Here is a 13,646-nt window from a genome sequence, read left to right as displayed (position 1 = left end):
ATGTCGGCAGTATTGGCGATGCCCATGGCAAAATCAAAGACAGTTTAAGCTTTGTGTATCAAAATCCCAAAACAGGCGTGTATAAAAAATTAGTCACCTCGGACGATGGCAAACGCTTGCTCGGTGCGGTACTTGTGGGTGATACGGAAGATTACAGCAACTTGCTCCAGTTATTTTTAAATGGTATTGATTTACCATTACACCCAGAAAGCTTGATTTTACCAAATGTCGAAAAACCCGTTATGGGCGTTGAAAATCTGCCCGATACCGCTACCCTATGCTCATGTTATAACGTCAGCAAAGGTCAAATCTGCTCGGCGATTGATAATGGCGCACTCACGTATGAAGACATTAAAGTCTGTACCAAAGCCAGCACAGGCTGTGGCGGCTGCGCCCAAATCGTCAAAGATACCTTAGTATCAGAACTCAAAAAACGTGGTATTGAAGTCAAAAATCACATCTGCGGGCATTTCGCTTACTCTCGCCAAGAACTATATCACTTGGTACGAGTCGGTAATATCCGTACCTTTGAGGCAATGATTGAAAAATACGGTCATGGTGACGGGTGTGAAATCTGTAAGCCTACGATTGGCTCGATTATGGCATCATGTTGGAATGACTATATCTTAGATAAACCACTGGTTGCGCTACAAGACACCAATGACGCTTTCTTGGGCAATATCCAAAAAGATGGTACTTACTCTGTCGTACCAAGGATTGCAGGTGGTGAAATTACTGCCGAAAAACTCATTGTCTTAGGTGAGGTAGCACGCGATTTTGGACTTTACACCAAAATCACTGGTGGGCAACGTGTGGATTTATTTGGTGCACGTAGTGACCAATTGCCTGCAATTTGGGAACGTTTAATAAATGCAGGGTTTGAAACAGGTCATGCGTATGGCAAATCACTACGGACTGTTAAGTCTTGTGTCGGCAGCACTTGGTGTCGCTATGGGGTTGATGATAGCGTTGGCTTGGCGATCGAACTGGAAAACCGTTATAAAGGCTTACGTGCCCCGCATAAAATCAAATTTGGGGTATCGGGGTGTACCCGTGAATGTGCTGAAGCCCAAGGCAAAGATATCGGTATTATCGCCACCGAAAACGGCTGGAACCTTTATGTCTGTGGCAACGGCGGCATGCGTCCTCGTCACGCTGAACTATTTGCCAGTGACTTGGACACAGCCACACTGGTTAAATACATAGACCGTTTCTTAATGTTTTATATCAAAACTGGTGACCGCTTACAACGCACGTCAGTCTGGCGTGAAAAAATGGAAGGTGGTCTTGAGTATATTCAAGACGTGGTTATCAATGACAGCTTGGGCATTGCTCATGAGCTTGAAACCCAAATGCAAGCGGACATTGACGCTTACCAGTGCGAATGGAAAACCACCCTTTCTGACCCAGAACGTTTAAAACGTTTTAAGCACTTTATCAACAGTGACAAAGTCGATGACAACGTGGTGTTTGTCGAAGAGCGTCACCAAATCCGCCCTGCAACGGCTGAGGAAAAGCAAGGATTAGCTTACAACGCTATTGCCGCCCAAGCGGACATCGAGCTTGCTTAATGGTTAACCATAGCAAAATGGCGCTAATTTAGCCTGCCATTTTCAATCAAAACAATGGAAAATTACGATGAATGAAATCTGTAAAATTGACGATATCATCCCCGAGACAGGCGTGTGTGCGTTGGTAAACGGTGAGCAAGTGGCTATCTTTCGTACCCAAAATGATGACGTTTTTGCCATGCACAACTTTGACCCTTTTAGCCAAGCCAATGTTATCTCTCGTGGACTACTCGGTAGCTGTGAAATTGACGGACAAAAGGTACGATATGTCGCATCACCCATGTATAAACAACGCTTTGACTTGGCGACAGGTAAATGCATTGATGATGAGCAAGTGGCGTTAAAATCCTACCCTGTGAGCGTGACCAATGGCGTGGTAATGATTTAGTCTTTATTAACTGTAACGACAGATTGAATTTGCCCAAACCCCGCACAACACTCTCACAAACATAAAAAAGGCATCAAAACCGCATGCCTTTTTTATGTTTTAGGTGTTGACAAAAATAGAGGGTAAGCAATCAGCTCCCCCTATGTCATCATAGTTGTCACTCTGACTAATTACTGATTAACCGATTAATTATGGCTAAAATATGTACAGTCTTATCATCTCTACAATGCTACAATGCGGCATACGTTAAAGTAGGCGCATTTAATTGATGATACAGCGATACCACATCACCCATAATCATCACCGCAGGCGATGGCAGTTTAGCGTCATTTTGCAATGCTTGAATAGTGCTTAGCGTACCCACCAAAACTTGCTCGTTAGGACGACTGACATTGGCAATAATCGCAAATGGTGTATCAGCTGATTTACCCGCTTGTAACAGACCTTGGGTTAAATTTGGCAAGGTATTTAATCCCATATAAAACACCACGGTTTGATTATCGGCAAGCAGCTCTGCATATTGCTCATTCGGCGTATCCGTCTTTAAAAACCCTGTTACAAACTTAACGGATTGCGCATAGTCACGATGGGTGAGCGGAATATTGACGCTATTGGCGACTGCTAGCGCGGTAGTAATGCCGGCAATCGATTCACACGCTACCCCTGCACCAATCACGGTTTGCATTTCTTCACCGCCACGCCCAAAGATAAACGGGTCGCCCGACTTTAAGCGTACAATAGTTTTGCCTTGTTGCGCTAGGGTGACCAATAAGCTATTGATGTCTTGCTGGGGCATGCTGTGCTTGTGGCATTTTTTACCCACATAGATTTTTTCTGCCGTTGTATTAAGTGCCAAAATCTCATCACTCACCAGATTGTCATAACAAATCACATCCGCTTGCAAGATGGTTTTATAGGCTTTGATGGTCAAGAGTTCGGGGTCGCCTGTACCTGCACCAACCAGATACACTTTGCCCTGATTTTGTACAGCTTTTGCATGTTTGGGGGTTGTAAGAAGGTCAAAACGATTTTCTTTCACGCTGTCATGGGGAAAAAGTTCAACACTCACAGGGCTACTGATTGAAGGCATAGCAGTTTTCCAACATAATCAAACAAGGTAATTTAAAAATGCAATTACCATGCCTAAATTTTAACTCATACCCTTAATCCTACCCTTAATTGATGAAATTATTTTATATCCTGTTAATGTGAATAATTTCCCAAAATTTGACCTATTTATCCTATTTCATTGAGTGAGTTCAACGCCAAATCAAATTCATTTTTGGTATTAAAATTTGCTAAAGCTATCCATTCATTTGGCAATGCAGCGGTTTGTATTTTTTTATCCGCCAAAAATTTCATCACTGCGCGCTGACCCTTATCCAAATAATCGTTTAATTTTATTAATAAATCCGTACGATACAAACCCAACAATGGATAATCTTTTTCAGCTTTTAAATAAATCACCGCTTCATTATCGGTTGCCGCATAATGCAACTTATCAAAAACTTGATTGGCTTGAACCAAACTATCACAGCTTATCACCAGTAAATAATGGTAAGGAGACATGACTTGATTCATGGCACTTGCCATGGCTGATAACGCCCCTCCCCCTTTGCCATTTTGTTGATTTGGCAGATAATCATCAATGATTTTGACGGTTGTATCATGACATAAGCGCTTACCATTATCCGCCACCATGACAGGGACATTTAAGCGTTTGGCATGACGAATATGAAAATCAAGCAAAGTCTCGCCATTTGGCAAGCTTAATAGCGCCTTGGGTGAACCCATCCGAGATGATTCACCCCCCGCCAAAATCACCACCCCTGCCAATTTAATGGTCATGTTTTGGATTTTCACGCATCAGATGCGGCACAAAGTTACACGGACGGGTACGGTTGTCGAGCTGTTCTTTGATGATGCCTTCCCAGCCCGTGCGACAGGCACCCGAGGAGCCAGGTAAACAAAAAATCACCGTATTATTCGCCATGCCTGCTAGCGCACGAGATTGCAAGGTTGACATGCCGATTTCATCACGAGATAACGCGCGAAACATCTCACCAAACCCTTGTACTTCTTTATCAAACAGCGGGCTTAGGGCTTCAGGGATTTGGTCACGGATATAAAAACCTGTCCCGCCTGTGGTAATGATAGCGTGAATCGCAGGGTCGGCAATCCATTGACTCACGATAGCACGGATTTGATAAATATCATCGGTGCGTATGGCTCGCTCTGCCAGGGTATGCCCTGATTCGACAAGGCTATCGGCTAGGTATTTACCAGAGGTATCTTCTTCTAAACTGCGGGTGTCTGATACAGTTAAGATTGCGATATTAAGCGCAATAAAAGGTTTTTCAGGCTTGCTCATTGGGGTTTCCTCATTATTTTATGGGTATACAATTTTATGGGCATATCAAATATTGCCATAGATTAGGCGTTTGTTATAGCGTTTTTGTTTGTAACACATGTCTAGGCTGTCACTCTGTCAATTAATGCCCATTTGGTTGACTGCCTAGACGGGCATCAGCTTTGCGACGCTTGCACCCGTCCATTTATGTTAATCAAGAAAAACAATATTACTCATCTTTAGCCACCACGGGCGGACCGAGCAATAAGTGCTCATCAATAAACTCATTCGCTGAATTATGTTCAGCAGACTCTGCCGTGATATACCATTGTTGATTACGGTACAAGGTCAATCTATCTCGTGTTAGCCCTCGCCATAAACAATACATCATCACAAACACCACGATGGCAAACGGAAAGCCTGCAATAATTGCGACCGCTTGCAACGCAGATAACCCACCTGCCACCAATAATACTGCAGCAATCACCCCTTGGCTCAATGCCCAAAATAACCGCTGGATTTTTGGCGGATTAGTATCGCCGCCTGCCGTGAGCATATCAATCACAAGGCTTGCCGAATCTGATGAAGTGACAAACCACAACATAATCATCACCACAATCACCAGCGTCAAAGGCTTGGTTAAAGGATAATATTCAATCAGTTTAAAAATCGCACTACCATAATCGGCTTTGACTGCTTCTATCAGCCCATAATTGCCCATCAATTCCATGTGTACCGCGCTGCCGCCAAAGGTGGTAAACCAAAAGAACAACAACAGCATCGGGATAAATAACACCCCAAAAATAAACTCTCTGATAGTACGACCCCGAGAAATACGCGCCACAAAAATTCCCACAAATGGCGACCAACTCACCCACCATGCCCAATAAAAAATCGTCCAATTTGCCTGCCAATCCGTATTGCTATACGCCTCACTCCAAAATCCTAGTGGAATAAGTTGGCTGACATAATTGCCGATATTTTCGATAAAACTATCAATGATAAACTGGGTCGGACCAAAAAATAACATAAAGCCAAGCAGCAACACAGTCAGCACAATATTGATATCGCTTAAGCGTTTAATCCCTTTATCCAGCCCCATCATCACTGATAACGTCGCCATCGCGGTAATAATCGCAATCAGACAAAGCTGTACTGGGACATTGTTGGGAATACCAAACACATTGCTAAAGCCTGCGTTGATTTGCATCGCACCCAGCCCCAAGGAAGTCACCACCCCAAACATCGTGCCAAACACGGCAAGGGTATCGACCACATGCCCCCATTTGCCATAGATTTTTTGACCAATCAACGGGTATAGCACCGAGCGAATCGACAACGGCAAGCCACGGCGATAATGGAAATACGCCAATGACAATGCTACGACACAATACAACGCCCACGCATGAATCCCCCAATGCAAAAACGAAATACTCATCGCTTGTTTAGCCGCTTCTACGGTTTCAGCTTGCCCCATCGGAGGCGACATAAAATGATATAACGGCTCGGCTGTCCCCCAATACAACAGACCAATCCCAATCCCCGCACTAAACAGCATCCCAAACCATGATAGTAAGCTATACTCAGGATGCTCTGTCTGATGCCCAAGTCGAATATCGCCATAACGACTCAAGGCAATATATAGGCTAAACACCACCGTGACATTCATCAAAATGATAAAAAGCCAACGAAAACGGTGGGTAATAAAAGACTGTAGTTGGTTAAAAACCTCACCTGCCAACTCACCAAATAATGAACCAAAAATAATAAATCCGACAATCAGCAATGCGGAGGCAATAAAAACAGGACGATTAACCCGAGGGAAAGGGCCGAATTTTTCGACTTTCACAAAACTCATAAAGATATCTTTTCATTAGATTAACTGGAAAGCAACCTTAACAAATTATTTACAATATTTCAAATTATAGCAAGATTTCACAGGGCGTATATACCACAAAAACAAAACTAAGTTTTTGATTATGAAGGATATATATCTTAACATACTGTAACATTTTAGTAGAGCAGAGAAAATAGGATTAATTAATTTTATTTAATAATTTACTATAATTATAAAGTGGTTAATCCAACATTAGTTATCTATTTATCTACTTTCATTTGACTAACTGACGCCTCGTCTGGGCTACGACCCCATTGGATAATCGGATGATTTCAATGATGGGCTCAAGGAAAACGCATTGGCAATTTGGTAGTGAGGCGATGGGGATCTTGCGGCATAGCTCATGCAATAAAATCCGAGACTTTGTTGTTCGATTGCATGAATTTTGGTTGCCTGACAGCTTGTAATGAAATCCGCCTTTTAATTTTTACTGTACTTTTTCTATTTTAATCATTGGCTTTAATAATTGGCGGGTGACCCTAACAGACCGTCAGCCAAAATTTTTGCTCACAAAATCGTCATGTTTTGGTCACAAGCTTTTGGTCACGTTAGTTTTACTTAAATATTAAAAATAGATATCTTTTCAACTTAACAATCCAAACCAATTTTCAAAATAATATGAACAAAAAAATGTATAAAATAATATATTTTTTAAAATCAATAACTTGGTATAAAATTTAAGCGAAAAAAAACCTCAAATCAGGGGAGATTTGAGGCATAAAACTTAAAAAATTTTGTTTTTTAACACTTATCTTTTTATCAAAGAAAAAGTGGCGCAGCGGACGGGACTCGAACCCGCGACCCCCGGCGTGACAGGCCGGTATTCTAACCAACTGAACTACCACTGCACGGTAGCTGATGACGATGACCCAAACTTGTCAAATTGGTGGGTCGTGACGGATTCGAACCGCCGACATTCTGCGTGTAAGGCAGACGCTCTACCAACTGAGCTAACGACCCATCGTCTGTGGTGGGTATTATAGAGAATTTATTTTTGCTGTCAACGATTTTTTTTGGCAAATGTTAAAATTTTTAAAAAAATTTTACTGAGTATGTCATGTGGTTGTCACATAAAAACCCTATCATACCTACATGGCCAGCAAGGTCATAGCTAACAATAAGAATAATAAGATAACAATAATAACAATGTCTCTATCGCTTGTCACCCAAAGGATTTAATTCCCCCAATTAAATCCTTTTTATTTTTCTCTCTCCCGCATTTTCTCACTGTTGCGCCAGTAGTGCTTTGATATCCGTCTCAAGGTCTTGGGGGGCTTTGGTCGGTGCAAAACGATCTACGACTCTACCATGTGCGTCAACTAAAAACTTGGTAAAGTTCCATTTGATGGCGTCGCCCAACATACCCTTACCCTGTGGCTGTGATTTTAAAAACTGATACACAGCATGGGTGTCTTTACCATTGACGTCAACTTTCGCCATCATCGGAAAGGTCACGCCATAATTGATTTGGCAAAACTCACTAATTTGCGCTTCATTGCCAGGATCTTGCTGACCAAATTGGTTGCAGGGAAAACCCAACACCACCAATCCTTGGTCTTTGTAAGCTTGGTATAGTTTTTCTAAGCCCTCAAACTGTGGGGTAAAGCCGCATTTGCTCGCGGTATTCACAATCAATACGACTTTACCTCTAAGGGTGTCAAAATCAAATAGCTGACCTCGAATATCGGTCGCGGACAATTGGTAAAAATCTTCCATAGCAAATCTCCTTATTGTTAGTTAAAAAGTTGTTAGTTAAAAAATTGTAAGTTTTTCTTGCATTATTATGCTGACAAGCGTAGTTTATCTATTGGCAGTTATTCAGCCTCACTTACGCCTAAAAATGTCAGTATTTCTGACAAAAGTCTGATATGATTTATTAATACTCAAACGGAACTCCCCCGCTATGCTCACTGACGCTAAACTATCGGCTGGACAACGCTTGACGCAGCTGCGTAAAAGCAAAGGTTTGACCACTGCCGAACTTGCCGATTTAATGACCCAAGCTGGTGCTAAAGTTAGCCGTGCCGCGATTTCTAATTGGGAGCGCGGCTCCAATGGCATCGTGTCCAATAAACTGCCTGTGCTTGCCAGTCTGTTAGGGTGCAGCGAAAGCTATTTGCTATCGGGTACTGGGGTGGAAAGTCAAAGCGTCAGCACCCAAGCGTTAGCGGCGAATACGGTCAATGATACTACTGTAGCACAAGCATCAAGCGATGCCAATCAAGCGAATCCGTGGCAGGGTCAAACGGCTCAACCGACGACGCCTGCTGCTACCAATTTTCAACCCAACCATTCTAAACCTAATCCCAAACCCAATCCCAAACCTAGTAGTGATGTATCTACCATGAAAACTTTGAACAAATCCAACAAACTGCAAAACGTGTGCTATGACATTCGCGGTCCTTTGCTACAAACTGCCAACCGCATGGAGACACAAGGTCATAAAATCATCAAACTCAATGTTGGCAACCCTGCCCCATTTGGGTTTGAAGCGCCGCAAGAGATTTTATCAGATGTGGCGATGAATTTGCCCAATGCGATTGGCTATTCAGACTCTCAAGGGATTTTTGCCGCGCGTAAAGCGATTTTGCAGTATTACCAAGCCAAAGGATTGTTAGAAGCGGTAGACGTTGCCGATGTGTATTTGGGCAATGGTGTCTCTGAACTGATTGTGATGACCATGCAAGCGTTACTGGATGACGGCGATGAAGTGCTGATTCCTATGCCTGACTACCCGCTTTGGACAGCGGCGACGAATTTGGCAGGGGGTAAAGCGGTTCATTATCTGTGTAATGAAGCCGACAACTGGCAGCCAGATATTGCCGATATCGAAAGCAAAATCAATGAGCGCACCAAAGGCATTGTGGTCATCAACCCAAACAACCCAACAGGCGCGCTTTATTCTACCGAAAATTTAAAAAAAATCGTGGCACTAGCAGAAAAACACGGGCTTGTACTGATGGCGGATGAGATTTATGACCGCGTGCTGTATGATGATGCCGTGCATGTACCGATGTGCACCCTTGCCAAAAACTGCTTGGTTATCTCATACAATGGCTTGTCAAAGTCGCACCGTATCGCAGGTTTTCGTTCAGGCTGGATGATGTTATCGGGTAAAAAACACCATGCGGCTGATTTTATTGAAGGGTTAACCATGCTATCATCGATGCGGCTGTGTGCCAATGTCCCTTCACAATACGCGATTCAAACGGCGATGGGTGGCTATCAAAGTATGCAAGCCTTGACCGCACCAACCGGTCGCCTGTATCAGCAGCGCAACATCGCTATCGAGCGCCTAAACGCCATTAAAGGTATCTCATGTACCATGCCACAAGGGGCGTTTTATTGTTTCCCAAAAATTGACCGTGAGATTTATCCAATCGAAGATGATATGCAGTTTATGATGGAATTATTACTGCAAGAAAAAGTCTTGATGGTACAAGGTACGGGCTTTAACTGGCATGCACCTGACCATTTTCGCGTGGTATTTTTGCCCAATGCATCAGATTTGCATGAAGCGATGGATCGACTGGAGCGCTTTTTTGCCACAAAACGCCAAGAATATGGCACTGATTAATGTTTCATTGAAACAAAAAACCCCGAATCGTCGGGGTTTTTTATTGTGAGCAATTAATTAACTAAAGCTATTGAGATAAAGCCATTGGAATTAACCCAGTAACTCCGTTAAAAATACAGCGATGATACCAATCGGTGCGACAAATTTTACCACAATTTGCCAAATAGTCCATTTCATGCCATCGAGCCCCAATTCACGTTTTACCGATTCTTGGTTGATAAACCAGCCAATGAGGATAATGGTACCCAAACCAATCAAAGGTAGCATGATTTTACTAGAAGTATAATCGAGCGCGTCAAAGATACCTTGTGGGATGTCTTTACCGTTTTTGTGGATAGTAAATACCGCAAAATCAGACAATTTATTGAATGATAATAACGCAAGTACACCGACTGCCCACGTTGCCACTGCCCCTACTATCGTACAGATTTTACGGCTCATTGGGGTTTTTTCTTCCAAGAATTCGACAATGGGTTCAAGAATTGAAATAGACGACGTCAATGCCGCAAAGGTCAATAACAAGAAGAATAAAGTACCTACTACCACACCTAGACTCATTTGACCAAAAGCGATTGGCAAGGTCACAAACACCAAACCGGGACCTGCCGCTGGATCAAGATGATTGCTAAATAAAATTGGGAAAATCGCAAGACCTGCCGCCAGTGAAAAGATAATATCCCAAATAATCACCGTGCGCGCGGTTGCCAATAAATCCACATCTTGTTTTAGGTATGAACCATAACTCACCATGATCGCCATACCCAGTGACAGACAGAAGAACGCATGTCCCAGTGCCGCCATCAGCACTTTACCCACACCAACTTCCTGCATACGCTGCAAGTCAAACTTAAACAAAAACTCGGCGCCTTTGGCAAAATCCATATTAATCGCGTTATATCCCACGATAAATAATAGGATAAAAGCCAACGCAGGCATCATGATTTTTGATGCTTTCTCAATACCTGCTGATACACCGCCAGCCACAATTAGCGCCGTCAATCCCATAAACGCCGTGTGCCACAACGTCATTTCGGTTGGATTTGCCAACATCGTCTCAAAAATTTTGCCAGTGGCGTCGGCATTGAGACCACCAAATGCATTGATACCGGCTTTTAAGGTGTAATTAAGCGACCAACCGCCAATCACACTATAAAATGACAAAATCATAAAAGCAGCTAAAATACCAAAGTAGCCAAGCAGACTCCAAGCAGGTGAGGTGTTATTGGCTACCGCCGCTTTGCGAAAACTTGCTGCTGGGTTACTTTGACCACGGCGACCAATCAGCCATTCAGTGACCAACACTGGAAAACCAATGAGCGCGATACTGATGATAAACACGATAACAAATGCCGAGCCACCGCTATCGCCTGTCATGTAAGGAAACTTCCAAATACTGCCAAGACCGACCGCAGAACCCACGGCAGCCATTAAAAACCCAATCTTTGAGCTCCACTGGGAATGAGACGACTTGTGATTAGTGCTCATAATCCCTCCCTAGTCGAATGTGATTAAATGAAAAAATTGCAACGAGAATCTTGCAGTATGTAGATTTTTCATGAATCAATAGTTAATGTCAAACTTTCTTTTCACAAAACCCAACCAAAAGTTATACAAGTCAGTCATTATTTTTTTAGGATTGTCTAAAACACAATAACATCAATGGGTTATGATGATTATTTTTAACATTCATTTAACGTAAATTATTTTTATACTAAACATTACTTTTTGGAATAAATGGTTTTTTAACCTATTTGATATCGAATTGCTGGCAAAACCAAGCGGTTAATGTCAACGGTTTTAACTTGCACAATTGTGGGGATTTTGATAGCAATTTTTTGCCATTAAAGGTAAAATTTTATTATCAAAAATTGCACGTCCCAACGTGTTGACCGTTCGCAGATTGATGACAAGGAAATTATTGATGACGCAGCCTTATAACGTGTTGTTCTTGTGCAAGCACAATGCTAGCCGTAGCCTAATGGCAGAAGCCATTTTAAATAAAATTGGCGGTGACCGTTTTGTAGCCTATAGCGCAGGCGTTGAGCCATCCCCTAGCGCGCACCCATTCACGCTTGAGGTATTAAAACAAGAAGGTTATGATGTCGCAAGCTTAGCGCCCAAATCCGTCGAGCAGTTTTTACAAGACAACGCGCCAAAGATTGATTTGGTGATTGGGCTGTGCAATTCTTTACAGCAACATGCGGACATTGATGGCAAATTCCCGCTAACCGCACATTGGCATATCAATGATACCGACAGTGTATCAGCCGATAGTGATGTGGAAAAAGCCGCCTTTAGCCAAGTATTACGCCAACTCTCTCAGCGCATTCATTTATTGACAAACTTACCCGAAGATAAAATCGAGCATTTGGCACATCCATCAGCGGATGCCTAAAATGCCGATAAACGATTGAGCTTAAAAAAGCCCAACTGTCTTGGGCTTTTTTTTGTTTGTATCATCTAGGTTTGTATCATATAAAGCTCAGCTATCCATATAGCTATGGATGATATCTATGAATGCACTTTTTGCTGCATTAGCGCTTCAATCGCGTCCGTTGTTTTTGGTACATCACGGGTGAGAACCAGCGGCTCACCTTCAGTAATGACCACATCATCCTCAATCCGAATGCCAATACCACGATATTTCTCGGGTACCAATGTATTGTCATGCGCAAAATACAAGCCTGGCTCTACGGTAATTACCATGCCTTTTTCAAGCTTTCTGGGTTTGCCGTCATCGCCCGTATAGCGCCCTGCATCGTGCACATCTAAGCCGAGCCAATGCCCTGTGCCATGCATATAGAACGGTAAGTAGGCTTTATCAGCAATCAACTCATCGACATCGCCTGTCAAAATCCCCAAATCAATCAAACCTTGGGTCAGTACTTTAAGCGCAGTTTCATGATGGATTTTGCCATGTTCGCCTGCTTTTAGGCTGTTGATGGCGGCAATATTGGCATTTAGCACAATATCATACACCTGTTTTTGCACGTCGCTGAACTTGCCACTCACAGGAAAAGTACGGCTGATATCACCGGCATAATGTTGGTATTCGGCGCCCGCATCTATCATCACCAAGTCGCCGTCGTGCAGCGGTTGGTCGTTTTCGACATAGTGCAAAATATTGGCATTGTCCCCGCCAGCCACGATACTATTGTAAGAGGGTACGCAGCCGTATTGGGCAAAAGCATAATTAACTTCAGCTTCCAGTCGGCTTTCATTGCCCTGATTTTTCTGCATCAAGGGTGCCACGCTTTGCATGGCGCGAATATGCCCGTAAGCACTGATTTGGGCAGCGACTTTCATGCGTGCAATTTCAGATTCATCTTTTATCAGCCGCATTTCATTGATAAGGCTATCAATATTGGTGACGGTATCGACCACACCTTCGCCGCGCTGCAGCTGCTTGGCTTGATTAAGCCAGCCAATCAGCTCATTATTAAAGCGGGCAAACACGTGTTTTTTACCAAAAATCAGGGTCGGCATCACCTCATCAATTTTGCCAATGGCAATCGCTTTATCCGCGCCAAAATCTGCGGTTGCCCCCTCAAGCCCTACCCGTTTACCATCCCAAATCTCACGTAGTTTGTCTTTCTCACGTAAAAATAACGTGTAGTTGACGGCATGGTCAGTTTTTTCCAAAACCATGACGGATTCTGGCTCGGTAAAGCCAGTCAGGTAAAAAAAACTGCTGTCGGCGCGGTATTTGTACTCAGCATCGTTATTGCGGATATGCGCGGGTGCTGTTTGCAAAATCGCAATGCTATTGTTTGGCAAGGCTTCAGCAAGTTTGGCACGGCGTTTGGCAAATTCGCTTTGGGGGAGCTTTGGCAACAACTGTATGGTTAATTGATTTGACATGA

The 13,646-nt window shown here is 43.1% G+C and carries 11 protein-coding genes and 2 tRNA genes; 4 read left to right on the top strand and 9 right to left on the bottom strand.

Going from position 1 to position 13,646, the window contains the following annotated elements:
* Both nirB and nirD read left to right on the top strand, forming a co-directional pair.
* Positions 1-1,571, top strand: a 1,571-nt coding sequence (nirB, locus tag RTS09_RS10365) for a nitrite reductase large subunit NirB (RefSeq protein ID WP_312536810.1), incomplete at its 5' end; no start/stop codon positions are given.
* A 67-nt stretch (positions 1,572-1,638) separates the two neighbouring features.
* Positions 1,639-1,959, top strand: coding sequence for a nitrite reductase small subunit NirD (nirD, locus tag RTS09_RS10360; RefSeq protein ID WP_265104040.1), 321 nt, complete (start codon positions 1,639-1,641; stop codon positions 1,957-1,959).
* Between the two features lie 229 nt (positions 1,960-2,188).
* Here nirD and cobA read toward each other — a convergent pair whose 3' ends face one another.
* The 7 genes from cobA to RTS09_RS10325 form a co-directional block, all read right to left on the bottom strand.
* A complete protein-coding gene (gene cobA, locus RTS09_RS10355; RefSeq protein ID WP_312536807.1) occupies positions 2,189-3,049 on the bottom strand; it encodes a uroporphyrinogen-III C-methyltransferase in 861 nt (286 codons plus the stop codon).
* Between the two features lie 146 nt (positions 3,050-3,195).
* A complete protein-coding gene (gene mobA, locus RTS09_RS10350; RefSeq protein ID WP_312536805.1) occupies positions 3,196-3,807 on the bottom strand; it encodes a molybdenum cofactor guanylyltransferase in 612 nt (203 codons plus the stop codon).
* Complete coding sequence (gene moaB / locus RTS09_RS10345) at positions 3,797-4,330, bottom strand: molybdenum cofactor biosynthesis protein B (RefSeq protein ID WP_007115945.1); 534 nt, start codon at positions 4,328-4,330, stop codon at positions 3,797-3,799. Before moaB ends, mobA begins: the two co-directional genes overlap by 11 nt.
* 208 nt (positions 4,331-4,538) lie before the next feature.
* Positions 4,539-6,167, bottom strand: coding sequence for a BCCT family transporter (locus RTS09_RS10340; RefSeq protein ID WP_312536803.1), 1,629 nt, complete (start codon positions 6,165-6,167; stop codon positions 4,539-4,541).
* Positions 6,168-6,977: 810 nt separating this feature from the next.
* A tRNA-Asp gene (locus tag RTS09_RS10335) sits at positions 6,978-7,054 on the bottom strand.
* Positions 7,055-7,090: 36 nt separating this feature from the next.
* A tRNA-Val gene (locus RTS09_RS10330) sits at positions 7,091-7,166 on the bottom strand.
* Positions 7,167-7,430: 264 nt separating this feature from the next.
* The gene (locus RTS09_RS10325; protein WP_312536801.1) at positions 7,431-7,922 is read right to left on the bottom strand and encodes a glutathione peroxidase; all 492 of its coding nucleotides are present in this window, start codon (positions 7,920-7,922) and stop codon (positions 7,431-7,433) included.
* 187 nt (positions 7,923-8,109) lie between these two features.
* Between RTS09_RS10325 and RTS09_RS10320 the strand changes: the two genes are divergently transcribed.
* Positions 8,110-9,783, top strand: coding sequence for an aminotransferase class I/II-fold pyridoxal phosphate-dependent enzyme (locus RTS09_RS10320; protein ID WP_312536799.1), 1,674 nt, complete (start codon positions 8,110-8,112; stop codon positions 9,781-9,783).
* Between the two features lie 90 nt (positions 9,784-9,873).
* Here the strand turns inward: RTS09_RS10320 and RTS09_RS10315 are convergent, their stop codons facing one another.
* The gene (locus RTS09_RS10315; protein WP_095356904.1) at positions 9,874-11,268 is read right to left on the bottom strand and encodes a sodium-dependent transporter; all 1,395 of its coding nucleotides are present in this window, start codon (positions 11,266-11,268) and stop codon (positions 9,874-9,876) included.
* 436 nt (positions 11,269-11,704) lie between these two features.
* Here RTS09_RS10315 and RTS09_RS10310 point away from each other — a divergent pair, with 436 nt between their 5' ends.
* A complete protein-coding gene (locus tag RTS09_RS10310) occupies positions 11,705-12,178 on the top strand; it encodes an arsenate reductase ArsC (protein ID WP_312536796.1) in 474 nt (157 codons plus the stop codon).
* 116 nt (positions 12,179-12,294) lie between these two features.
* On the opposite strand, the gene RTS09_RS10305 is transcribed toward RTS09_RS10310, so the two are convergent.
* The gene (locus RTS09_RS10305; protein ID WP_312536793.1) at positions 12,295-13,644 is read right to left on the bottom strand and encodes an aminopeptidase P N-terminal domain-containing protein; all 1,350 of its coding nucleotides are present in this window, start codon (positions 13,642-13,644) and stop codon (positions 12,295-12,297) included.
* Positions 13,645-13,646: the final 2 nt, after the last annotated feature.

This window comes from Moraxella sp. CTOTU47618 (genome assembly GCF_032017425.1).
In the GTDB taxonomy this organism is placed as follows: domain Bacteria; phylum Pseudomonadota; class Gammaproteobacteria; order Pseudomonadales; family Moraxellaceae; genus Faucicola; species Faucicola tetraodonis.
The sequence above is the reverse complement of the archived record's forward strand: the minus strand, read 5'-3'. Positions and strand labels throughout refer to the sequence as shown.